A 23,786-nucleotide genomic window follows, 5' to 3' on the forward strand; every position below is an offset into this window, starting at 1 on the left:
GGTTCGCGGGGCCTGAAACCGATCTGACCGACATGGGGTCGCAACTGGCCGCGCAGTTCGTCGCGTCAGGCACCGTGGAGTGGCAGGGCACTCGGTGCAGGTGGTGAAGTAAGTCATGCCTTGTTGCGCCGGGATATCGGGCCTCAGGGATCGTTCTGATCTGTTGGAGGTTTCCGGCCACAAGGAGAGATATCTTGACAACCCTCACCACTTCGCCCCCCACGCTAACGGGTTTCTTCGCCCTGACCTTTGCCGTAACCTGGGGCGTGGTTGGGATGTATATCTCCGCCCCCGATTGGGCGACCGCAAGGTTCCGTGCCCTTAGCGGCGCTCATCCGTTGTTCTTTCTGGCCACCTGGGCCCCGGCTCTGTCCGCTGTTGTATAGGTGCTGGCCTTTGCAGGGTTGCGCGGATTGAAACTATTTCTGTCCCGATTGTTGCTGTGGCGTGGCTCGCCGCTATGGGCCGTAGTTATCCTGATCGGCCTCCCCATGGTTTTTGTCCTCGGTTCGCTGATCAAAGGCGGGACTGTTCTGGCCCCATCCCGCTCGGTGAAGCAGGATCCATGGTGGCGCTGTTTTTTCTGATGCTGTTTCTCGGCCCAATAGAAGAGCTCGGCTGGCGTGGCTTTGCACAACCCTTGCTGCAACGGCGCATGGCCCCTGTCTGGGCCCGGGCAATTATCGGTGCGATCTGGGACCTATGGCAACTGCCCGCTTTCTTCCTGTGCGGCGTGGTGTTTGCGGATTGGAACTTCTTGCCCTTCTTTCTGGGCAATATCACACTGAGCATTCTGGTCACGCCAATTTTCAACTCAAGTCGTGGCAGTTTGCTCTGGCCCATGCTGTTTCACTGGCAGTTGATCAAACCGTTCTGGCCAGATGCCCAGCCCTATGACACATGGATTCTGATCGTGGTGACAGGACTGGTCGTATTCTGGAACCGAGACACAATGCTGTTCCACACAGGTGCTGTGACACAGGTGATACACGGTTAGCGAGACTGATGATGCACTTGTTTGGTCCCATCGTACTGGCGCTAAGCCTGCTTGTCATACCTGCCGCGCTGGCCCAGACAAATGATGATCTGGATGCCAGACTGACAGAGGTTCTCGCTGCGTTTCGCGCCGACTACGGGTTCCCCGGAGCAACCGCCGCCTATGTTCTGGCTGACGGAACAACCGGGTCGGTCGCGGTGGGGTTTGCGGATGTGGAGTTGCAGAAACCGATGACTCCGGACAGCCGAATGCTGGCGGCAAGTATTGGCAAGACGATCTGGGGGGCTTTGTTCCTGTCTCTGGAACACGACGGGCTCTTCAATCAAACGGACCTTGTATCTGACCATCTGGGTCATCTGCCATGGTTCCACCGCCTTCCGAATGCACAGGACTTGACGCTAGGGCAATTGCTAACCCATAGCGCAGGCATACCCGACCACGTGCATATGGAGGGTGCGGCCAAAACTCTGATCGCATTGAGCAGGACGGGTCAGGCCTCACCGGAACAGGCCATCGCGCTGGTCTTGGACACAGACCCGCTCTTTCCGGCAGGAGCCGGTTGGTCCTATAGCGACACAGGCTATCTGTTGCTGGGGCTGGTGATCGAAGAGGTCACCGATGAGGATGTCTTTACCCTTGCGCAAAATCGGCTGTTGACCCCGCTTGCCCTGACCGGGGTGACGCCTTCTGACAAAACGAACATTCAAGGGCTGGCCGTCGGGTATACCGAGGCAACTAACCCCTTCGGCTTGCCGCCCCGCACGATGGACGACCAAGGGACTCTGCTGTGGAACCCGGCTATTGAGTGGACGGGCGGAGGGTTTGCCGCCACGTCGCTCGACCTCGCGCGATGGGGGCACGCCCTCTTTACCGGGCAGGCATTGGACGGACCCTATCTGGACCGGCTGCTGGCGGGCGTACCGGTAGATCCGGGCATACCGGGTGTACTCTATGGCAGAGGTGTCGCGATTTATTCGGATGCGCCACTAGGGCCGGTCTACGGGCACGGAGGCTGGATTCCAGGATATGTCTCAAGCTTACGGCACTATCCGCAGTCCGGGATTACAGTGGCGTTTCAGATCAACTCGGACATCAGGATGGAGGGGGTCAACCGCGACCTCGTGAGCAGTCTTGAAACGGCTTTAGCCGCTACACTGATCAAAGAGCCTGAAACAAAAAGAAAAAGGTAAGTGTGTTAGTTGCGGATAGGGCCAGAAATCTGCGTTAAGAGGTTCTTGGCCAGGTTCCGTTGCAAACTTTCAAAGAGATCATTCTGAAAACTGCTCCTGATTGAATTGAAGGCAACAAGCACCAAGGAACACTAGCTGCAACGGATTGCACTCACCCAGCGCTCGGATTGCAAACATCCCGGGTTCTCGCTCGAATTAATTGACGCTGTCCAGAGTGCCAAACGCACATTATTTGCGAATGTGATCAGATTATTTGCGACGGGATTGTTATCTTTCGACCCGGATCACATCATGTGCGAACGGCAAACCAGTAGAAGAACGTAGAACGGATGCAAGCGCAGCAACCGCCGTTCGCTTCGCGTGCCGCGAACAGGAAAGACACGAGACTTTCCTGCCGTTGCTCTTCCGGGCGTTTGCTGGATTCGAAATTAGGTTTGTCCCTAAAGCATAAAACAGTGCGATAGTCTTCATCAAATTAGGTTCAACAAACTTCTGGACTGATCAAATGGTTGCCGACGGTGACACGATCGGAGAGACCCGCCTCGACAGGAGCAGTTGGAACGCACTGAAAACCAAATGGATACACTGACGGCTGGCGGCATAGAAAAAGGGAGCCCACTCTTTGGACTCTCCTGTGGTTTGTTTCGCACTGTGTTTGGCTCTGCACTGGATGACGTGGCGTAAACTATTCCTGTGAATTGAGAACTTCCCATTTCCGACCAGCTAGTCGCCAAAGTTCATCACGAAAACAGAATTTGTAATGAGTGTGCGGCGCCGGGTGTAGAACGTCCTGGTAAGTGAAAGAGTGGTATTTGATGAGTTTGGAGTTTTTTGTGCCGGCTTGCTCTAAGTCGAGCACCGCGTATCAGCAGGGCCTCGACCAGGGACATGCCGGGTTGAAATCAGCTCTCGACACAGTAGTAAAGAGCTTGCCTTCAGGCGTTTTACGAGAGCTATCCCGAGAATTGGACCGTCGCAAGCAAACCAATGACACGTCGCTGTTGGCCGAGAAAATATTCCAGCGTGCAATCTGTGTATATCAGACGGACCAGCTAGCGAAAGACAGGCATGTCTTGGATGCACAAAAGCCCGAACCAGAATTAAAAGATGAGCAACTGGTGCAATCAGGTAGTGGCCCGTTTCGGTGGGCGGGATGATCCAATACAATTCGTCTCCACACAGGTGAGTGGGGAAGATGAGTCTAAATGTTCAAGAATAAATAGGGTAAAGATCAATAAAAATTCTTCTTGTTACCATGACCATCATGCCTGGCATGTGCTGGTCTATGACGGAGGAACAGGCCATCACAAACTGGAAAGTGACCTGCATCGCTGCGGGAGGGGATCACTATGTGGACTTTATTCGCGCGGGTGATGCCGAAAGTACACCTCACATTATTTATATTTGCGAGCGTGAAAATGGGACGCAAGCTGTGAAAGTCGTCCCTGCGTCGTCCGTGGTGCACCGTGCAGGCGACCATATCCAGGAAGCTGCTACCAAATGAAAGTCAGGTCAGAATCTGAGCCTCCCCAACTGAACTGGTCCACCGTTGTGTCTAGGAAACGGAGGGCCATGAATGGTAAAGAAGAGGCCAAAGCCCGAAGAGATTGTCTCGAAGTGACGGCAGGTTGAAGTTCTGATGGGGCTAGGCATGTCCCGTCTTGATGCGATCAGGCAGATTGGTGTTGTTGAATAGACCTATTACCGCTGGCGAAATAAGTACGGCGGAATGGGTTTAGATCAGTTGAAAGAACTGAAGCCGCTTCAGCATCAGAGCCATTCAAGCAAACGATCCGGGGGATCGTTTGTCAGGCGGAACAACGAGCGACTGCGGCGCGCGGTGTCTGATCTGACGCTGGACAAACTGATTCTGACGGAAGCCACAAAGGATGAAGGTCGTAAAGCAAACCATCCAGTGGATGGTTTGTAGCCCTGAACGCGAAGCCCTACTGATCCCCGCTCGTCGTCGTGCCTGCATCGATTATGTCCGCAGCCAACTCAAAGTATCTGAGCGACGCGCCTGCCGCGTGCTGGGACAACAACGGTCCACGCAACGGCGCATCCCAAAAGGTCGCGCAGACGAAGCCCGGCTGGTGGCCGACATGATTGAGCTGACCCGTCAATACGGCCGATATGTTTATCGCAGGATCGCTGCGCTGCTAAGAGAGGCCGGCTCGTCTGTCAGTGATGGGCGGGTTGAACGGCCTTGGCGGCGAGAGGGTCTGAAAATGCCCGTGAAACAACCGAAGAAAGGGCGGCTCTGGCTGAACGATGGCTTGTGTGTTCGGCTGAGGTCGAAGTATCGCAACCACGTGTGGTCGTATGACTTCGTTCATTGTCGAACCGACGATGGCAAAGCGTTCCGGACCCTGAACATCCTTGATGAGCACAGCCGGGAGCGCCTGGCGATTAAAGTGAAGCGCAAGCTGAACTCTGTCGATGTGATCGATGCCCTGACGGATGTGTTCATCTCTCGTGGCGCACCCGGTTTTATCCGTTCAGATAACGGGCCGGAATTTGTTGCCCAGGCCGTCAGAGACTGGATTACTCCGTCGGCACCCAGACAGCTTACATTGAACCCGGGAGCCCGCGGGAGAACGGATATTGTGAAAGCTTCAATGGCCGGTTCAGGGATGAGCTGCTCAACGGTTAAGTCTTCTACAGCCTGTGCGAAGCTAAAATTCTGATCGAACAATGGAGGGGACACTACAACACAAAGCGGCCCCACAGTGCACTGGGATATATACAGCCGGCCCCGGAAACCATCGTTAAATGGACCAAAGACCGGTCATGCACTAACAGTCAAATTGGACCACACAAGTGGGGCTGATCAACCTGCAAAACCTTTGGTGTGAAAGTCCACGATATGGGCCACGCTTGGATCGGCAACAGGCATGTCAGGCCAATGTGCATGCCCGGTCACAGATACGAAATCCAGCTGTCTTGCTGCGTTGCGCAGCGCCCTTTCAAGGCCTCCATGCCCGTAAGAAATATTGCAGTGGCTATGCATATTTCTCACTAAAGCTCGCAATCCATGTTTTGCAGCCAGCGGTGTTAGCCATTCGGGCAGTGGTGTTGTTGGCATTGCTGTACCCTCAAAACGATGGCAGCTTCATTCAGGGGCCAGTTGTTCGAATGCTTTCGAGCGAAGACCCATAGGATGGCCGGGCTGTTTTTGACACCACTCCTGAGTCTACGAACATCCGAGCGCGCACGTCGTTGCGTGCCATCTTAGACAGGCTTTCAACGTTGGATTCTCGTCAACAGTGTAGAAAAAGTGCGAGTTCCAAGCGTCAGCATCCGCGACAAACCCAACGGGTTCTCAAAAACCGGGAACACCTTTTCTTTGGATCAGAGGTCATAAGGCAGCAATCCGATCCGTTTGAACGCCTCTTCAGGCACCTGATTGCGCGTCAGGATTTCCCTTAGCTGAATTTCGAGCCGCTGCGTGACTTTGGGCGCATCGATGGGGTTGTATTGGCCGGGATCGCTATGCAGGTCATAGAGAACTGTTGTCGTTTCGCGCGGCGTACCCATGCAGGGCACGTCGATATCGCCGTCTTCGGCCTTGCGCGCCGGGATCTTCATCACCCGTAATCCCTGCGCATAATCCATGGGCGCGGACAAATCCATCTGCGCCAGATTGTCGACCGAGAATGCCTCTTCCAGATGCGTGGGCATCAGCGTGTATTCATAGATTTCCTGATCAGCTATATCATCGGGATAACGGAAATACGTATAGCGCCCGTCGGTGATGTTTACGGATCCGCCGAAAATTCCATAGGCTACAGCTTCGTGCCCCGGCCCGTCTGCGGCCAGCAAGGGCGTCAGGTCCCTGCCCTCTACCCCCTCGGGCATAGGGGTTTCGAACAGTGACAGGATCGTGGGCATCAGATCCATGGTTTGCGTCAGGGCCTGACGGGACGTGCCGCCCTGATCTGCATGATCAGGGTGATAGATCATCAGCGGGATATGGGCGATTTCGTTGTAATAGGGCGTGATGTTCTTGGCCCACCACTCATGTTCGCCAAGCAGGAAGCCGTGATCGGTGGTCAGGATCACCACTGTATCCTTCCACATATCATGCTTGTCCATGTGATCCAGCAAGCGCCCGAAATACTCGTCACACATCTCGACAAGTCCGGCGTAATTGTTGCGCAACTCTTCGATTTCCTCGGCGCTTTCGCTGACCTTGTCATAGCGCGGCCAGTCGAGGATCGGGCCTTCGTAGCCGCTGTCACGCCGTCCCTGGAACCGCTCGGGCGACCAGAAGGGTTCGTGCGGGTCGAAACATTCCAGATGGCAGAACCAACCATCCTTGTCCGCGTTGGTGTTCAGAAACTCGAAAGCCGAGGCCATGCATTTGGCCAGCGGCATATCTGCCTCGGTTGGCTGGTGGTCGCGGCTGATCATGTAGGGGACGTATTTTTCGTCCATCCCCTGAATCTGTTGCGGGTGATACATCTCGCGCCAGCGCTCCAACGGCGGCTGCACCATGGCCTTCCAGCGGTCTTTTTCCTGCCCCCGGATGAAATCGAAACTGGAATACTGGGTGTGATAGGTCGCGCCCCCTTCCATCCAGTAATGGGCGTGATCGGTGATCATATGGGTCCAGATGTCCGAGGATTTCAGCTCGCGGATCATCGAATTGTCAAAGGGTTCCAGCGGCCCCCAACTGCGATGCATGAAGTTCAGCCGTCCTGTATGCAGATCACGGCGCGCAGGCATGCAGGGCATCGAGCCGACATAGTGATTGTCGAACCGCACGGATCTGGCCGCAAAGCGGTCGAAATTGGGTGTGGCCATGCGGGTGCCGCCATAGGCCCCCAACGCGTTGCGGTTCAGGCTGTCGAACAGGACAAAGAGAACTTTCATGAAGACCCTCACTGTTATTTCAGGCTGCCGGACAGCAGGCCACGGATGATGTATTTCTGGCCGATCAGAACAAAGACCAGCGCCGGGATCACCGACAGGACCGAGCCCGCCGCCATCTCGCCAAACCGGATGTCATATTCCTGCGCATAGCTTGAGATGGTGACCGGGATCGTCTGGGTTGCGCTCGAGGTCAGGTTCACTGCCACGATGAAATCGTTCCAGATGAAGATGAATACCAGCACCCCCGCCGCGATCATTGCGGGTCTGAGCAAGGGCAAAACGATCTGCCGGAACAGATCAACATCGCGGCACCCGTCCAGACGGCCGGATTCCAGCAGTTCCTCGGGCACTTCGTGGATGAAGCTGAACATCAGCCACAACGCCAGCGGCAGGTGCAGCACGGTTTCTGCAAGTATCAGCCCGGTCAGCGTGTCCAGCAGGCCCACGGACAGTAGTTGCACGAACCAGATGCCGATAAAGGTGATCGGCGGCAGGATGTGAAAGATCATCGCCCAGGTGAACAGCGCAAACCGCACCCAACGCCCGACCTTCAGGCGGAACAGCGTGAACACCGCCATAGTCGAGATCGCCAGCACAAGCGCGGTCGAGATCACCGACACGATGATCGAGTTCTTGAGGCTGGACAGGTATTGCGAGGATTTTCCAAACAGCAATTCCTCGAAATTGGTCCAGACCGGCGTAAAGACGACCTGCCCCAACAGGATCGATATCTGTGTTTTGAACGCAATGGTGACGATCCAGACAAAGGGCACCAGCACCAGAATTCCGTAAATCACCACAAGGGCGAGTGCGGACAGGCCAGAGGATCGGTGCGAATGCGCCATGACTCACCCCTCGGTCTTTTGCACGAAACGGCGCTGCAGCCACAGCGTCACCAGCGCCAGCGTTGCAACGACGACCAGGGTGAACAGCGACATCACCGAGCCCAGCCCGATATCGTCCTGCGTGAAATAGGCGCGCTGGATCGACAGGCTGACCACCTCGGTCGAGGTCCCCGGTCCGCCCGAGGTCAGCAGGTAAATCTCGTCAAACACCTTGAACGACAGGATCATGCGCAGGATCAGGGTCGAGATTATGACCGGCATCATTAGCGGCAGCGTGATATAGCGCAATACCTGCCAGCGGCTGCGGGCGTCCAGTTCGGCGGCCTCGTAAACCTCTTCCGGCAAGCCCTCGCGCCCGGTCAGCATCAGCAGGAACACAAACGGCGTCCAGTGCCAGATATCGACGATGATCACTGCCCAGAGTGCCGCCGACTGGCTGGCCAGCCAGTTCTGTTTCGGCAGTCCAAGTGTCGTCAAAGCCAGATTGATCGCCCCAAAATCGGCATTGTAAAGCAGGTTCCAGACCGCGCCGATCACGATGGGCGGCGTCACCACCGGCAGCAGCATTACAAAGATCGCCGCGACCCGCACCCAGCCCTTCATTCCAGACACCGCAAGCGCCAACGACAGGCCGATGGCAAACTGGATCACCACTGCAAAAAAGGCAAAATACAGCGTGTTCCACAGGCCGGGCCAGTAGAACAGATCGGCCTGAAACCTGCGGACATTATCAAGGCCGACAAAGGTGGTCACAGCCTCACCATCAACCCATTCAAGCTGATGAAACACCATCCAGACAATCTGAAGGATCGGCAACATGGTGAACACCACCAGCAATGTTGCCAGCGGGCCCAGAGACAGCAGTTTCCAGCTTCGGTCGCCGATCATTTGATCCGTCCTTCAGGGGATGACCCCGGCGCGCGCGCCAGGGCCGGTTGGCTTACTGCAGGTCCGGCAGCTTGCCTGTGGCGTAGCCTTCCCGCTCCATCACCGCGTGGATTTCCGCCGCCGCCTTGTTCAATGCCTCGGCCGCCGTCATGTCCCCGATCACCGCAAGGTTCAGATGCAGATCGATGATCGAGTTGATCTCGTTGCGCTCCGGCACCGCCGCATAGAACAGCGCGTTCTTGGCGTTCTGTGCGGTGGCATCCAGAAAACGGTATTTCTCGGGGTCGTCAAAATCCGACGCCCCCAACCCGATGGACACGGGAACCGAGCCGTTTTCGATCATGGCGCGCTGCCCTTCGGGCGTGTTGAGCCATTTCATGAAGGCAAGCGCGGCCTGCTTCTTGTCATCGGGGATGTTTTTGGGAATGCCGCCGATGAAATGCCCGGTGGAGCTGTAGTTCTGCTCGCCCGCGACCGAGGGGATCTCGGCCACGCCGACTTTGCCCGCGACGATAGATTTGGACGGGTCCTCCAGCCCGGCCCAGGCCGCGTTGACCATGATCGTATGGGCCGAGCGTCCTGTGGCCATGAACTGTATCATCTCGGCCTGACCGGTCGCGCCCGGATCGTCGGGGCCGACATCATTGGCAAAGCTCAGAAAGGTTTGCAGCGCGGCCAGTGCCTCGGGGCTGTTGAACGTGACCGAGTAGTCGCCGCTAGCTTCATCGGCAAAGATTGTTCCGCCGTGGCTGTAGATATAGGGCATCGCGTTCCAGCCCACATTCTGACGCGAGCCGCGCACGGTAAAGCCCACGCGCTCGGGCGGATTGTGCAGCGCCTTGGCATTGGCCATCAGCTCTTCCCATGTGGTCGGAACCTCCAGCCCGGCTTCCTCATAGAGGTCGGCGCGGTAATACAACAACTGGATCACCCCGGCCATCGGCAGGGCCATCAGCTTGCCGCTGCCGATGGATTTGCTGGCCTCGTCCCAATAAACCGAGCCGCCGAAATCCGAGATGTCATCACGCAGCTTGTAATCGGGGTCGATATCCGAGACGGCCTCAAGGAACCCGCCTTCGTACATTTCGATGATGCCGAGCGCGTTGATTGTCAGCAGATCATAGATCCCTTCATCCGCCCGAACCGAGTTGCGGGACTTCTCCAGCAGCACCGGGAACGGCACCGCTTCGATATTGACCTTGTTGCCAGTGGCCTCTTCATAGGCTTCGACCGTGGCCTCAAAGCCGGGATACCAGGGTGATTGGTTGATAATCATCTGTATATCGGCTTCGGCCCAGGCCCCTGCGGGCAGCCCGGTCAGAAGCACGGCGGCGGCCGTGTTTCTCAGTGTTTTCAGCATTGTCATCTCCTCCGCTGTCAGCCGTTCAGGCGCTGTCCTGTCTTGGCGCTGAACAGATGGAATTGCCCCGGTCGGGGCGTAATGGTGACAGGCGTATCCAGTGTCAGCGCCGCGTCTTGCGCGCGGTCGATCAAGGCGGCCACCCGCCCCATAATCCCATCACAATGAATGATCGTCTGATGCCCCAGTGACTCGGTCGCCACGACGGTCTCAGATCCGTCGCCACCGGGCGCAATATCCAGATGCTCGGGGCGGAACCCGCAGATCACGGGGTCCTGCGTCGGGGCTTCCAGCGAACCAAGCGCAACCTGACCGCCATGTTCAAGGCGCAACACCAGACCGTCAGGCGTTTTCGCCAACGTGCCTGACACAAGGTTCATTTGTGGCGCACCGATGAATTCGGCGACAAACAGGTTCTCTGGCCGGTCATACAAATCAGTCGGTTTGCCAACCTGCTGAATCACGCCGTCATTCATCAGCACGATGCGGTCGGCCATTGTCATCGCCTCAACCTGATCATGCGTGACAAAGACCGAGGTTGCACCAAGTCGGCGGTGCAACTGTTCGATCTCGACGCGCATTCTGGCGCGCAGTTTGGCATCGAGGTTCGACAACGGCTCATCGAACAGAAAGACTTTGGGATCGCGCACAATCGCGCGCCCCATCGCCACGCGCTGCCGCTGACCACCTGATAATGCACGGGGTTTCCGCGCCAGCAGGTCTTGCAGCCCCAAAATTTCTGCGGCCTCGTTCACGCGCCGCGCGATCTCGGCCGCGTCGGTGTTCCGCATCTTCAGCGCAAAGCCCATATTCTCGGCCACACTCATATGCGGATAGAGAGCATAATTCTGGAACACCATCGCCACATCCCGGTCCCGCGCGGCGATATTGTTGACGACCGCACCGCCGATCGCGATCTCACCGCCCGAGATTTCCTCAAGCCCGGCAATCATCCGCAGCAGCGTAGACTTGCCGCAACCCGACGGGCCCAGGAGCACGATGAACTCACCGTTGCGGATCGCCAGCGACAGGTCCGAGATCACTTCGACCGCGCCATAACGTTTCTCGATGCGTCTTAGCTCCACCGAATTCACTGGGTAAGTCCTGACTTGTTGGTCTTTCCACCTTGTTTTGTCCCCCGTCTCACGGCTAGAATCAAATTCATAAAATTCAGCAGGGGATGAATATGAGGAATACACCTGACCTCCTGCCCCGTAAGCTGCGCGTCTTTGCCGCCGTCTACGACACAGCCAGCACCACTGCCGCCGCTGAGGCGATTGGCATCACTCAATCAGCCGTGTCTAAGAGCATTGCGCAGCTCGAGGCAGATTTCGGAGTGCAACTGTTCGAGCGAACGCCCCAGGGCCTGCGCCCGATGCCAACCGCCGAGGCACTGCGCAAGCGCACCCGATGGCTGACCCGCGAAGTTGATTTTGCGACGTCCGAAATCCAGAACTCGGCCTCGCTGACGGATGTCGAACTGCGCATCGGCTCAGGGCCCGTCTGGAACGTTAAACTGCTGCCCGAGATCCTGCCGGGCTTTTGTGCCGACCACCCACAGATCCGTCTGGATATAGTCACCGGGTCAGGGGATTATCTGGTGCCCCGAATGATCGACGGGCACTTTGACATTTACTTCGGGGTGTTGTCCGAGGAATTCGACAGACCCGGCGTGCATTGCGAACCCCTGCTTGAAATGGAACTGCAGGTCTTTGTCCGGCAAGGGCATCCCTTGCTTTCGGTGGGCACGCCCCAAGCTGAGCTGTTGGCCGACTATCCCTGGATCGGTTTTTCCAGTGACGACAAACTTGAGGGGAACGTTCAAAACTGGGCACAGCGCATGGCTGTATCCTCACGGCAATTCTCGCTCCGGATCATGTCACTCACGGCGATGATGGCCGTTGCCCGCGCCAGCGACCATGTCATCTTCGCCGTTGATGCGCTTGACCAGGAACTCTCGAGAAATGGCCTTGTCAAACTGCCCTTCACTGCACGGCCCGGTCGCGTCATCAGCGGATATGCCGTTCGATCCAGCATCGTAGAGCTTCCTCCGATCAAGGACCTGATCACGCGCGCGCGCTCTTGCTGCATGGACAAATAACAGCGGGTTTCGTCCCAGGTTTTGACGCAAGCTTCTCCCATGCCAGCCAGGTCGAGTGCATTTCTGGTAGCGCGCACTCAAAAATGTCAGGAGCAAGATGCTCAAAAGCTATGGCTGCCCGATCCCGATCGAAATGGTCTATCTCGGCGCTCATCAAATTGAATTTGGCCTCAGTTTGGCCGGAGAGCTTTAGGCTTATTCGTTAATGTGAGGTATTGAAAATTTGAAGAAAATTATGTAACCATTTAGTTATAAAGGAGACCCGCAACATGCCCCATGCAAAACCTCAACAAGTGATCTCCTGTCGTTCGGCGCGGCAAGTCATTGATCATGCTATCGACCATGCTTCGGCAAACTCTTGGAGCGTGGCTATTTCCGTCTTGGATCCGTCCGGTCAAGTCGTCGCCAGCGCGAGAATGGATGGGGTGCCGGCCGCAGTTTCTACTTTCGCCAAAGACAAGGCGTTCACTGCGACGCTGGGGAAATCCAGCCGCGCATTTTTTGAACGAATGAGTTCCTCGCCTGAGTTGGCCATGGGGGCTGGCAATCGGCCTGGGTTATGCGCGTGGGACGGTGGCGTGCCGATTTTCGAAGATGGCCAGCTTATCGGTGCCGTAGGTGTCTCGGGTGCCGCTGGACCGGAAGATATAGAATGTGCCGAAACCGCACTATCTAAACTTGGTCTTCTGAGTTGAATCTACTCCGGTTTAAAAAGCTTGGTTTCAGACTCCGCCTCAAACCGAAGGTAATCATAACTGAATAGTTCGAAGAGTTGCCCCCAGGGTGCACGAACATATCCCCAAGTGAGACCTTCGAAGGGACCGTCATCGATGTAAGATGGCCCTTCCAGCAACTCGACACCATGTTTCTGCAATCGGGCGGCGGCGGCGTTCGCGTCATCGACCTGAAACGCGACATGAAATCCGCCGATCTGGCTGGGCCGCCTATAGCCTGCGTCTTCATCGTCTCCAGAAAACTGGAACAGTTCGATATTGGCGCTGTCTCCGCACCGCAGGAATACCAAATCTTCGAGGATCGCGGTTCTTTTGCTACCGAGGCAGTTTTCCATGAAGTCGCCATCAACATCGAAGCGGCCGGTGCTGAGCACTTTTACAGTACCAAACATTGTTTCGAAGAAAGTAATGGCTTCGGCGACATCGGGGACCGTGAAGCCGATGTGGTGAATGCCCCGGGTATGCGCCGACGGTGTCATGGCTTTTCACTCGCCCAGTAATCCATCACGGTAACCTTCTCGACGTATTGGCCCACCCAGTCGGCAAACCTGACGTGGTTCGGGTGCGGCAAATAGGTGTCGCGAGCGTCCTCGGTGGCGAAATCCAGCAGGAAGAAATGGCTTAGCCCGTTCGACAGGCCCTCGGGCGAGTTGTTCACGCCCCACTCAAAAGCTTCGATGCCTGGCACTTCCGATTGAAGCGCGTGAAACCTGCGGACAATCTCGTCCGTTTCTGCCTCGGTGGTACCGTCCTTGAATCCAAGCATAACGGCATGTCTGAGAATTTTTCCGGTCATGATTATCCCTCTGTTAAGCGGCTGCGTGCCAGATGGCGGCACCAGTATTTGGGTCAAAGGCGCAAAGCCCTGCAAGGTTGAGGTGAAGCGAAGCCACCTCACCCGCTGAGACCGGCGTTTTGGCAGAGAACCGCGCGACGATTTCTTCTTCCTCGTTCTGAGGAGACAGAATGCCGATGGTCTCGGCTCCTGTGGGCTCCAACAAATCCACCGGCCATTCGATCTGCGCATTTGGTTCGCCATGTCCGAAGGGTGCATCGGAGAGGGCTTCAGGCCGAATGCCCAGCGTCACAGGACGACCCACCTCTGCCATGGCCGGCGTCGGCACAATAACGTTGCCACCGTCGGGGCGTTTTATCTCAACGCCACCGTCGGCCACGACTCCGCTCAGGAAATTCATCGCAGGTGATCCCATAAAACCGGCGACGAACTGATTTTTCGGGCGTTCGTAGATGTCGATGGGTTTGCCGACCTGCTGGATCACGCCGTCTTTCATGACCACGATCTTGGTGGCAAGCGTCATGGCTTCGATCTGGTCATGCGTGACATAGACCATCGTCGTGCCAAGTTGCTGATGAAGTTTCTTGATCTCGGTCCGCATCACGACGCGCAGTTTCGCGTCGAGGTTCGACAAGGGTTCGTCAAAAAGGAATATTTCGGGATCGCGCACCAAAGCGCGCCCCATGGCCACGCGTTGTCTTTGACCGCCGGAAAGTTGCTTGGGGCGGCGGTTCAACAAGGGTTCGATATGCAGAATGCCAGCAACCCGATCGACGGCGGCCTTGCGGTCGGGCTTGGCGATGCCGCGCGCTTCAAGCGGGAAAGCGATGTTTTCGGCGACGGTCAGATTGGGATAGAGCGCGTAGGTTTGAAAAACCATAGCGATATCACGGTCTTTGGGCGGCATCTTGGATACATCGCGCCCATCGATCTCGATATCACCACTGTCTATCTTTTGCAGCCCGGCAATCGCCGAAAGCAGCGTGGACTTTCCGCAGCCGGATGGGCCCACAAGAACAAGAAACTCGCCCTGTGCGGCTTCGACCGAAATGTCCTTTAGAATGTGTAGCGCGCCAAAGGACTTGTTGAGGTTGCGGATCGAGAGTGTACCCATGATCTATCCCTTCACAGCTCCGGCCATCAGGCCGCGCAACAGGTAACGCCCCGCCACGACATAGACGAGGATGGTTGGCAATCCGGCCAGGATCGCGGCCGCCATGTCGACGTTGTATCGCTTCACACCAGTGGCCACCTGTACGAAGTTGTTGAGCGCGACCATCACCGTTGCGCTGTCAGCATCAGTGTAGGAAGCGGCGAACAGGAAATCGTTCCAGGTGTTTGTGAACTGCCAGATCACGCTGACCACGATGATCGGCAGCGACACCGGCAAAGCGACGCGCCAGAAGAACCGGAAGAACCCGATGCCGTCCACCCGTGCAGCGTTGACCAGATCCTCTGGGAATGCCGCAAAAAAGTTCCGGAAATAGAGCGTCGTGAACGGCAATCCGTATACCGAGTAAACAAAAGCCAGACCAAGCGTCGAGGACGACCAACCCATGAAGCCAAGGAATTGCGCCATCGGCAGAAGGACGATCTGGTAGGGGATGAAGGCCCCGAACAGCAACAGACCGAAGAACAGCTCGGAGCCACGGAACCGCCAAAGCGACAGTGCATAACCGTTCAGCGCGCCGATCAGGGTCGGGATTATAGTGGCGGGCAGGGACGCCTTCAGCGAATTGAGCAGGAAAGGCGCCATTCCCCGGCAATCAGTGCCAATACACGCAACGTTCCAGGCCTCGTTCCACGCGTCCCAAGTGACGTCACGCGGCAAGGCCATCAGGTTACCGGTTTCGATCTCGTCGATAGATTTAACCGATGTCGCCAGCATCACGTAGAGCGGGCTGAGGTAGAACAGAACAAACAGGATCAACAGCGCGTAAATCGACCACCGAAGCAGTCGGTCTATGGCCGTCCTTTGACCTCGAACCGCATCACCGACCATCAGCCGCGCCCATCCCGTTGCTGTGCGCGAAGCTCGACATAGAGGTAGGGCACAATGATTGCCACCACCGTGAACAGCATCATCGTGGCCGAAGCTGCGCCGATGGCCAGTCGCGAACGCTCGAACGCGAAGGCGTACATGAACGTTGCAGGAAGATCGGTCGAACTGCCGGGGCCACCGTTGGTGAGGGCGATCACAAGATCGAAGCTCTTGATTGCCATATGCAACAGCAGGATGACAGCGGTGAAAATGGCGGGTCTTAGCTGTGGAATGATGATCCGGCGATAGATGCGAAACGCCGAGGCGCCATCTACCATGGCCGACTGGGTGATCGAGGCGTCAATGCCGCGCAAAGCGGCCAGAAAGATCGCCATGACAAACCCGGAAGACTGCCAGACAGCCGCAAGGACGACCGTGTAAATCGCGAATTCGCTTTGGACGAGCCAGTTGAACTCGAAACTTTCCCAGCCGAGGCTTTTGAAGGTCTTCTCGATCCCCAGATCGGGGTTCAAGATCCATTTCCACGCGGTTCCTGTCACAATGAAACTCAGCGCCATGGGATACAGGTAAATGGTGCGGATCACTCCTTCGGCCCGGATTTGCTGATCGAGGAAGATGGCCAGCGCCAAACCGATGACAATGGCAAACCCGATGAATAGCGAACCGAAAACCCAAAGGTTGGTCAACGCTGTCCACCAGCGTCGCGACCCCCAAAGCCGCGCCCATTGTTCAAAGCCCACAAAGGTATAGTCGGGCAGGATACGGCTTTCACTCATCGACAGGTAAATCGTCAAAACGATAAACCCATATATGAAAACAAGCGCCAGAAGCCCGGTTGGGGCAAGGACGAGTTGGGAGGTATGCTCGCCCGCCCACTGCCGAAAGGATTTTCTGGCGCTCATTTCCGTGTTTTCCTGATCTCTGATTTACAGCAGGTTCAGATCGTCGATCAGAAGCTCGATCGCCTCGTCTGGCGTCATAGACGGATTGTTCATGTATTCGGCGATAACATCGCGGAAGACACCTTGGACATCCGACCGCACCGCATGTGCAAATCCAAGGGATGGTACGAGCGCGTCACGCGCGACCGCCCGATCCAGACGTTCGACCGAGTCTTGTGTGCACATGTCAAACCGGTCGCCCGGTACGTCGGTCCGAACAGGCAGGCCGCCTTTCAAAAGGTTGAATTCGGCCTGGAAAGTCGGGTCCATAACCGCTTTGGCAAAGGCAACCTGCGCGGTCTCTTGTGCTGCGTCTTCAACTTTCGGGAAGAAGAAGAAGTCAGCAAGGAAAACGAACATGTCGTTAGAACCTGGGGTTGGGAAGCAGATGAAGTCTTCGCCCGGCACACCGCCCGAGGTCATTTGCCAGGACTTGCCCCAATCGCCCATGAAGACCATTGCAGCCTCACCGTTCTTGACCATCGCTTGTGCGTCCGTCCACTCCCGGCCCGGGCTGGCATCGTCGAGCTGTTCTGAGAACCAGCGCATCCGGCGCAGCACCTCTTTCATCTTGTCCGAGCGGAGCGCTTCTTGATCCTGTTCGACAGCCACAAGACGGTAAAACTCCGGATCGTCCATTGACACCAGGACACCGTCCAGAACGGCCGTATCCTGCCAGGGTTGACCGCCATGAGCGATTGGTAGAACGCCGGCGGCTTTGAATTTTTCTGCCGCTGCTTCCAGATCGGCCCAGCTTTGCGGTGGCGCAACGCCGTGCTCATCGAACAGCGCTTTGTTGCCGTAAACCCAGTTGATCTGCGACCACACGGCAGGCACCGAGACCACGCGTCCGTCGATATTGACGAATTCCTGCAAAGGCCCGGGAATGACCTCAAGCCAACCTTCATCGGCGGCGACACTCGACAGATCTCCCAACACGCCCTGCTCGGCCCACTCGTTCACTTCCGTGCCAAGCGCCTGCATGACACTCGGTGGGTCACCCGCCGAAATACGCGACCGGAATACAGTGCGCGCGTTGGACCCCGCACCGCCGGCAGAGGCTGCATCGACCCACTCGATGCCCTGGGACTCAACGTTTTCGCGAAGCAGCTTGATGCCTTCAAGCTCACCCCCGGATGTCCACCAGTGCAGAATGTCCAGCTTGCCTTCCGCCCCCGCGACCCCGGCCATGGCAAACGTGCTGAACGCCAGCGCCGAGACTGTTTGGATCAATCGGTTCATTTCACTTCCCTCCCACTTTGATTGGCAAATTGCCGAAATTCTGACCTCCCCGCGTGCTGCGGGTTCAAACTCTGTAAGCGACTCGTTAACTATTACTAGATCGATTTACTAAAACGATCTAGTAATTTGTTATCTCCTGAGTCGCACGGAAGGGAACGAAATGGTCGAACGTTTTTCGCCTGAGCAGATCGCCGAGATTATTCCCGACGATGCGACCGTTGCAGTTACAGGCTCGGGCGGCGGATTGATGGAGCCAGATCAACTGCTTGCGGCAATAGAACGGCGCTTTCTTGAAACAGGGCGTCCAAGGAACCTGACGCTTTATCACTCCTTCGGGCTTGGCGACGGCGACGCGCGCGGCGTCAACCGTTTTGCACACCCCGGTTTGGTGCGGCGCGTGATTGGGGGGCACTGGAGCTGGTCACCAAAGATGCAGAAGTTGGCCGAAACCGAGCAGATCGAAGCCTATACTCTGCCCACCGGCGTTATGGGAATGCTGTTGCGCGAAAGCGGGGCTGGGCGACCGGGATTGATCACGAAAACCGGGCTTGGCACCTTTGTCGATCCAAAAACCGGCAATGGTGGTGCGCTTAACGCTTTGAGCAAAGAAAGTCTTGTGGAACGCCTCACACTCGATGGCGAAATCTATCTTCGGTATAAACCGGCCAAGATCGATTTTGCGCTCGTGCGCGGCTCATCTGTCGACGACATTGGCAATCTCTCGACGCGCCACGAACCGGCGGACCTTGATGTTTTTGCAATGGCTTTAGCCGCGCACAACAACGGCGGCAAAGTGTTTGCGCAGGTGCAAAAGGCCGTGCCGGCACTGCCTGCACGCGAGGTCTCCTTGCCTTCGGCAATGCTTGCTGGCGTCGCCATCGTACCGGACCAGGAGCAGACTTACAGGGGCGGGTATCGCCCCGACTTCTCGGGTGACGCCAAACCGATACCGACCGAGGAATCCCCGCCAACAGGCGTCAAACGCATCATCGCCAAACGCGCGGCCATGGAGATGCCATCAGAAGGCGTCGTGAATCTGGGTTTTGGTGTGTCTGCAGAAGTCACCCAGTTCGCCAAAATCGACCCCCGCAAGGTGAGCCTTTGTGCTGAGCAGGGCATCTACAACGGGGTGATGGAAACTGGGGCCTTGTTTGGTATCGCCTCAGGCCCGACAGCGATCATACCGGCAACATCGCAGTTCGACTTCTATTCTGGCGGAGGTCTTGATGTCACCTTCCTGGGCATGGCGGAAATGGACGCAGAGGGAAACGTAAATGTCAGCCATATCGGTACCAGCCCAGTTGGTCCCGGTGGCTTCATCGACATCTCGCAGAATACGCCCAAGCTGTTGTTCTGTGGAACGTTTACGGCCAAGGGGGCACGGATCAAGGTTGCCTCCTGCGGTCTTGATATCGAGGCGGAGGGCAGCGTCAGAAAGGCCGTCAACGCAGTGCGGGCCATCACCTTCTCGGGGAGCGAAGCGGTCAAGCGCGGTGCCGAAGTGCTCTACGTTACTGAACGGGCCGTGTTTCAGCTGACGCCAGAAGGCGTCGCTTTGCGGGAAATCGCGCCGGGCATCGATCTGGAAAAGGATGTGTTGGCCCATATGGGCTTCATGCCGATTATCGAAGACGTCGCGCTGATGCCGTCAGAGGTTTTCACGTGATGGACGATCTTGTCACATTGGATGTGGCCGACGGTGTTGGGCGTCTCACACTGAATCTGCCTGCCAAGGCCAATGCGCTTACCGTTGACCTGCTGCAAGAGCTTGAGGTCAAACTGGCTGAAATCGAAACCGACAGTTCAATAAGAATGGTGGTTCTCTGTGGTAGCGGAGATCGCTTCTTTTGCGCCGGGGGCGCTTTCAATGACTGGGGCAAGCTTCATGCTCGGGATATGGGACGTCAATATATCAGAACCACAAATCGGATAATTGATCGCATCGAGCTGCTGGACGCTTTCACAGTGTCCTGGGTGAACGGCGCCGCCATCGGAGGCGGGCTTGAACTTGCATTGGCAACCGATTTGCGCGTGGCGCATCCGGATGCGCAATTCTCGGTTCCTGAGCTGAGCATCGGGGCCGTCCCGGGTATGCGAGGCATCGAACGGCTATCGGCATTGGTCGGCACCGGTCGCGCCAAAGACATGGTTTTGGCTGGGCGAAAGCTGGATGCCGGAACCGCTTTGGAATGGGGTCTGGTGAGCGAAATTGCGACCGACGTCGAAGCGGTGATGGCTTCGTTGAAAGCAAGAATAGCTAAACAATCCGGGGATGCCTTAGCCACAGCAAAGCAGATGTTCCGTGCGCTCACCGGCGGCCCCGCCGCCGCCCACGCTATTCACGAAATAGCGGGAACTGCCAGCAAATACAGTGCTGACGGTCAGGAAGGCGTGCGTGCATTGATGGAAAAGCGCACACCGATTTTCACATCCGCCAGGGGAGAGGGCAATGAAGACGACATTTGACTATATTGTTGTCGGCGGCGGATCCGCAGGATGCGTCATGGCTACAAGGCTGAGCGAAGACCCGGACGCCGAGGTCCTGCTTGTCGAGGCCGGTGATCGGGACAAGAACATCTACATCCACATTCCCGCCGGTTTCGCGAAGATGACAACCGGACCGCTGACCTGGGGGCTGGAAACCGTCCCCCAAAAGCACGCGAATGATCGCGTTATTCCGATGGCGCAGGGTAAGGTTCTCGGTGGCGGCAGCTCGATCAATGCTCAGGTCTTCACGCGCGGACACCCGGTTGATTACGACCGTTGGGCGAACGAAGAAGGCTGCCCCGGCTGGTCCTTCGCCGAAATTCAAAAGTACTTCCTGCGGGCCGAGGGCAACAGCATCCTCAGCGGAGAGTGGCATGGTCGGGACGGGCCACTTTCGGTTTCCAACTTACCCAGTCCGCACCCCTTGTCGCGCCGATTTGTTCAGGCCTGCCAAGAACTTGGCATGCCGTACAATCCCGACTTCAACCGCGCCGATCAAGCCGGGGCCAGTATCTATCAAACGACCAGTCGCGACGGTCGACGCTGCTCAACTGCGCAAGGGTACCTCAAACCCGTCCTGAATCGGCCAAACTTGACACTCAAGACCAAGACGCAGGTCCAGAAACTTCTAGTCGAGAATGGCCGGGTCACGGGAATTCGACTTGAGGACGGAGATTACCAGGCGAGTGGCGAAATTCTTCTCTGCTCGGGCGGGCTGGGATCTGCGAAACTGCTGATGCTGTCCGGTATCGGTCCGGCAGACCACCTCCAAAGCGTCGGAGTTGATGTCATCCATGATTTGCCGGGCGTCGGTGAAGCCCTGCAAGACCACTTCGTGATCGACATCATCTGCAAGCTGAAGAACACAAAGACGCTGAACCGCTATGACAACCCGATCTGGATGGCTTGGGCCGGTCTGCAATGGGCAATGTTCGGCAGTGGGCCCGCAAGCTCGAACGTGGCCGAAGGAGGTGCCTTCTGGCATTCCTCAAACGCAGCCGGCGTTCCCGATCTACAGTTCCATTTTTTACCTGGGGTCGGCGCAGAGGCTGGCGTGGAAAGCTTATCAACTGGCGTGGGTGCGACGCTCAACGCCTATTTCACCAGACCCAAAAGCCGGGGAACGCTGCGGTTGCGGTCGTCCGAGCCAGGAGACAAACCTTTGCTTGATCCAAACTATCTTGCCGAACCTGAAGACATCGCGGGCTCGATCGAAGCTGTCGAAGTCAGCCGGGACATCATGCGCCAATCGGCCTTTGCCGATGTAATGGACATGGAAGTAGCACCCGGCCCCGGTGCGACCAGTAAATCCGATCTCGAAACCTATGTGCGCCAGAACGGGCGCACCGGATACCACCCGGTTGGCACCTGTCGCATGGGCAGCGACGACATGGCAGTGGTCGATCCTCAGTTACGGCTTCGCGGTCTTGATGGGCTTCGGGTCTGCGACAGTTCGATCATGCCCAGCATCGTCGGCTCTAACACAAACGCTCCTACCGTCATGATCGCGGAATGCGCCGCCGATCTTGTGCGTGGCAACCGTATCTCTGCTTAATAAAGGAAAATCAGAATGGACTTTAAAATTCATACCCATGACACCGCGCCCGAAGATGCCAAACCATGGATGGAGGCCACACAAAAAAAATTCGGCATGGTGCCAAACCTCTTTGCGCTGATGGCCGAAGCGCCGCCTTTGCTGGAAGGCTATGTGCGTCTTTCAGCGCTTTTCTTTCAGAACACCAAGCTTTCCGATACCGAAAGGCAAATAGTGCTGATGACGGTCAGCCGCTTGAACGGCTGCGAATACTGTATGACAGGCCATTCTGTCGAGGCGGAAAGCCAAGGCGTCGACTTGCCGATTGTCGAAGCGCTCCGAGATGGCGCAAGCCTGGAGGATGCCAAACTGGAGGCTCTCCGCGCCTTTACGGAAGTTGTCGTTAACACGCGTGGCTGGCCGTCGGACGCGGATGTCGCCGCATTGATCTCTGCTGGTTACACAAAAGAGACGGTGTTGGAAGTTGTGCTAGGCGTTGGCCTCAAAACACTTTCAAACTACACTAACCACATTGTCAAAACGCCGCTTGACAATGCGACAGCGCATCGAGAGTGGCGGGCTGCAGCAGAGTAAGTGGGAGCCGAGCATAGTTACTCTTTCAGACGTCGCGCGCGCGGCAGGTGTGTCAAAGTCGACAGTATCGTTGGTTTTGAACGACAAGGACTCTATTCCCGAACATACGAAACAACGCGTCAAAGAAGCCGCGCGCCAAGTGGGCTATGTCTACAATCGGCGCGCGGCGTCTCTGCGCTCTCAGAAATCCGGATTGATCGCTATTGCGATCAACGATTTGGAGAGCCCCTATTTTGCAGGAGTTGTCGCTGGGGCGCAGACCGAGCTGGAGCGTCAGGGCTACATGACGATCATCTCCAACTCGTATGAAAACCCCAGAACGCAGGAGGCTTTTCTCGAACGCATCCGGGAATACTCGGTAGATGGCATTATGATTTGTCCTGCCTCCGGCGCGGATGCCAGCATGGTGAAAGCAGTGCAGTCTTGGTCCACTGCGGTCATCATGTTGTCCCGTGATCTTGATGGACTCGACGTCGATTTCATCGGTGGAGACAACTATGCAGGCATGCGCAGCATCATGGATCACCTCATCGGCTTAGGTCATCGCAACATCGCGCATATCGGATCAAATCCCGGTGTGTCGCCGTCAAGAGACCGTGTGAGGGCTTATTTGGATGCGCTCAGCGAACGTGATCTGCCTCGACCGAGGGAATATGTCATCGAATGCATTGGACAACGCGAAGCCGGGTACCACGCAATGAGCGAGCTTTTGAAGTCACGCAAGGAAGTTACAGCCGTGACCTGCCATAATGATACGTTGGCCTTCGGAGCATTCCTTGCGTTACAAGAAGCCGGCTTACGCCCCGGCCGGGACGTATCGGTCACAGGCTGTGACGACGTTCCGGAATCAGCTTTGTGGAATCCCGGCCTAACAACCGTGGATGTTCCAAAAAGCAACCTGGGTCGCCTGGCCAGCATCGCCCTTCTGGATCGGCTAAAAAACCCGCTCAACCCAATTGTTCAACAAAAAATTAAGCCCGAACTAAAAACCCGCGGCTCGTCTTCAGTGCCGAACGCAACACACAACAAATAACTATGCGTCACACAGCATGGTTTTCTGAATGGTCGGCCCAAGATTGGATATATTTCAGAATTCTTGCGACGCTTCCGGTTCTGTCGCAAACTCCGTCCCCACCTGTCAGATCGAACGCAGTTCTGTTAACGCGGGCTGGAATATGACAGGAGCTAACCGTGACGATC

Annotated in this window: 24 protein-coding genes and 1 pseudogene; 13 read left to right on the plus strand and 12 right to left on the minus strand. The window is 56.6% G+C overall.

Translation table 11 applies throughout. From position 1 onward, the window contains the following. Nucleotides 1-194 precede the first annotated feature (194 nt). The 6 genes and pseudogenes from ACR0K4_RS22235 to ACR0K4_RS22260 all read left to right on the plus strand — a co-directional run bounded on the left by ACR0K4_RS22235 (nt 195) and on the right by ACR0K4_RS22260 (nt 4,986). Entirely contained in the window at nt 195-386 is a 192-nt protein-coding gene (locus tag ACR0K4_RS22235; protein WP_480522202.1) for a hypothetical protein, read from the plus strand. Between the two features lie 179 nt (nt 387-565). Further along, on the plus strand, nt 566-997 hold the full coding sequence (locus ACR0K4_RS22240) for a CPBP family intramembrane glutamic endopeptidase (RefSeq protein ID WP_480522203.1): 432 nt from the start codon (nt 566-568) through the stop codon (nt 995-997). 8 nt (nt 998-1,005) lie between these two features. Further along, complete coding sequence (locus tag ACR0K4_RS22245) at nt 1,006-2,187, plus strand: serine hydrolase domain-containing protein (protein ID WP_480855820.1); 1,182 nt, start codon at nt 1,006-1,008, stop codon at nt 2,185-2,187. Between the two features lie 815 nt (nt 2,188-3,002). Further along, complete coding sequence (locus ACR0K4_RS22250; protein WP_480522205.1) at nt 3,003-3,344, plus strand: hypothetical protein; 342 nt, start codon at nt 3,003-3,005, stop codon at nt 3,342-3,344. A 128-nt stretch (nt 3,345-3,472) separates the two neighbouring features. Next, on the plus strand, nt 3,473-3,691 hold the full coding sequence (locus tag ACR0K4_RS22255; RefSeq protein ID WP_480855821.1) for a hypothetical protein: 219 nt from the start codon (nt 3,473-3,475) through the stop codon (nt 3,689-3,691). A 132-nt stretch (nt 3,692-3,823) separates the two neighbouring features. Next, a pseudogene (locus ACR0K4_RS22260) lies at nt 3,824-4,986 on the plus strand (IS3 family transposase). 31 nt (nt 4,987-5,017) lie between these two features. Here the strand turns inward: ACR0K4_RS22260 and ACR0K4_RS22265 are convergent. From ACR0K4_RS22265 to ACR0K4_RS22290, 6 genes are all read right to left on the minus strand, one after another. Next, nucleotides 5,018-5,272: a hypothetical protein gene (locus ACR0K4_RS22265; RefSeq protein WP_480855822.1), complete on the minus strand. Its 255-nt coding sequence runs from the start codon at nt 5,270-5,272 to the stop codon at nt 5,018-5,020. 266 nt (nt 5,273-5,538) lie between these two features. Beyond that, a complete protein-coding gene (locus ACR0K4_RS22270) occupies nt 5,539-7,062 on the minus strand; it encodes a sulfatase (RefSeq protein ID WP_480855823.1) in 1,524 nt (507 codons plus the stop codon). 14 nt (nt 7,063-7,076) lie between these two features. Beyond that, a complete protein-coding gene (locus ACR0K4_RS22275; RefSeq protein ID WP_480855824.1) occupies nt 7,077-7,907 on the minus strand; it encodes a carbohydrate ABC transporter permease in 831 nt (276 codons plus the stop codon). Between the two features lie 3 nt (nt 7,908-7,910). Continuing rightward, nucleotides 7,911-8,795 carry a carbohydrate ABC transporter permease gene (locus ACR0K4_RS22280; RefSeq protein ID WP_480855825.1) on the minus strand — a complete coding sequence of 295 codons (885 nt, stop codon included), beginning with the start codon at nt 8,793-8,795 and terminating at the stop codon, nt 7,911-7,913. Between the two features lie 52 nt (nt 8,796-8,847). After that, the gene (locus ACR0K4_RS22285; protein WP_480855826.1) at nt 8,848-10,155 is read right to left on the minus strand and encodes an ABC transporter substrate-binding protein; all 1,308 of its coding nucleotides are present in this window, start codon (nt 10,153-10,155) and stop codon (nt 8,848-8,850) included. Between the two features lie 17 nt (nt 10,156-10,172). Then, the gene (locus tag ACR0K4_RS22290) at nt 10,173-11,249 is read right to left on the minus strand and encodes an ABC transporter ATP-binding protein (RefSeq protein WP_480522212.1); all 1,077 of its coding nucleotides are present in this window, start codon (nt 11,247-11,249) and stop codon (nt 10,173-10,175) included. Between the two features lie 92 nt (nt 11,250-11,341). Between ACR0K4_RS22290 and ACR0K4_RS22295 the strand changes: the two genes are divergently transcribed. Beyond that, on the plus strand, nt 11,342-12,256 hold the full coding sequence (locus ACR0K4_RS22295; protein ID WP_480855827.1) for a LysR family transcriptional regulator: 915 nt from the start codon (nt 11,342-11,344) through the stop codon (nt 12,254-12,256). A gap of 269 nt (nt 12,257-12,525) precedes the next feature. Next, nucleotides 12,526-12,951 carry a GlcG/HbpS family heme-binding protein gene (locus ACR0K4_RS22300; protein ID WP_480522214.1) on the plus strand — a complete coding sequence of 142 codons (426 nt, stop codon included), beginning with the start codon at nt 12,526-12,528 and terminating at the stop codon, nt 12,949-12,951. 2 nt (nt 12,952-12,953) lie between these two features. Here the strand turns inward: ACR0K4_RS22300 and ACR0K4_RS22305 are convergent, their stop codons facing one another. Genes ACR0K4_RS22305 through ACR0K4_RS22330 form a run of 6 tightly spaced genes read right to left on the minus strand, consistent with a single transcriptional unit; the run spans nt 12,954 to nt 17,971 of the window. After that, nucleotides 12,954-13,469, minus strand: coding sequence for a VOC family protein (locus ACR0K4_RS22305; protein WP_480855828.1), 516 nt, complete (start codon nt 13,467-13,469; stop codon nt 12,954-12,956). After that, nucleotides 13,466-13,786: a Dabb family protein gene (locus ACR0K4_RS22310; RefSeq protein ID WP_480855829.1), complete on the minus strand. Its 321-nt coding sequence runs from the start codon at nt 13,784-13,786 to the stop codon at nt 13,466-13,468. Before ACR0K4_RS22310 ends, ACR0K4_RS22305 begins: the two co-directional genes overlap by 4 nt. A gap of 13 nt (nt 13,787-13,799) precedes the next feature. Continuing rightward, entirely contained in the window at nt 13,800-14,900 is a 1,101-nt protein-coding gene (locus ACR0K4_RS22315; protein WP_480855830.1) for an ABC transporter ATP-binding protein, read from the minus strand. A 3-nt stretch (nt 14,901-14,903) separates the two neighbouring features. Beyond that, entirely contained in the window at nt 14,904-15,788 is an 885-nt protein-coding gene (locus ACR0K4_RS22320; protein ID WP_480855831.1) for a carbohydrate ABC transporter permease, read from the minus strand. Then, nucleotides 15,788-16,690, minus strand: a complete 903-nt coding sequence (locus ACR0K4_RS22325) for a carbohydrate ABC transporter permease (RefSeq protein WP_480855832.1) — start codon at nt 16,688-16,690, stop codon at nt 15,788-15,790. Before ACR0K4_RS22325 ends, ACR0K4_RS22320 begins: the two co-directional genes overlap by 1 nt. A 24-nt stretch (nt 16,691-16,714) precedes the next feature. Then, on the minus strand, nt 16,715-17,971 hold the full coding sequence (locus ACR0K4_RS22330; protein ID WP_480522220.1) for an ABC transporter substrate-binding protein: 1,257 nt from the start codon (nt 17,969-17,971) through the stop codon (nt 16,715-16,717). 160 nt (nt 17,972-18,131) lie between these two features. Here ACR0K4_RS22330 and ACR0K4_RS22335 point away from each other — a divergent pair, with 160 nt between their 5' ends. Genes ACR0K4_RS22335 through ACR0K4_RS22355 form a run of 5 tightly spaced genes read left to right on the plus strand, consistent with a single transcriptional unit; the run spans nt 18,132 to nt 23,619 of the window. Further along, entirely contained in the window at nt 18,132-19,637 is a 1,506-nt protein-coding gene (locus ACR0K4_RS22335) for an acyl CoA:acetate/3-ketoacid CoA transferase (RefSeq protein ID WP_480855833.1), read from the plus strand. Beyond that, complete coding sequence (locus ACR0K4_RS22340; protein WP_480855834.1) at nt 19,637-20,437, plus strand: enoyl-CoA hydratase/isomerase family protein; 801 nt, start codon at nt 19,637-19,639, stop codon at nt 20,435-20,437. Before ACR0K4_RS22335 ends, ACR0K4_RS22340 begins: the two co-directional genes overlap by 1 nt. Then, the gene (locus tag ACR0K4_RS22345; protein ID WP_480522222.1) at nt 20,421-22,013 is read left to right on the plus strand and encodes a GMC family oxidoreductase; all 1,593 of its coding nucleotides are present in this window, start codon (nt 20,421-20,423) and stop codon (nt 22,011-22,013) included. Before ACR0K4_RS22340 ends, ACR0K4_RS22345 begins: the two co-directional genes overlap by 17 nt. A gap of 15 nt (nt 22,014-22,028) precedes the next feature. Beyond that, nucleotides 22,029-22,586 (plus strand): carboxymuconolactone decarboxylase family protein, encoded by a 558-nt coding sequence (locus ACR0K4_RS22350; RefSeq protein ID WP_480522223.1) that lies wholly within the window; start codon nt 22,029-22,031, stop codon nt 22,584-22,586. Continuing rightward, nucleotides 22,546-23,619, plus strand: coding sequence for a LacI family DNA-binding transcriptional regulator (locus ACR0K4_RS22355; RefSeq protein ID WP_480522224.1), 1,074 nt, complete (start codon nt 22,546-22,548; stop codon nt 23,617-23,619). Before ACR0K4_RS22350 ends, ACR0K4_RS22355 begins: the two co-directional genes overlap by 41 nt. Nucleotides 23,620-23,786 lie beyond the last annotated feature (167 nt).

It is taken from the genome of Ruegeria sp. K11, assembly GCF_056531905.1.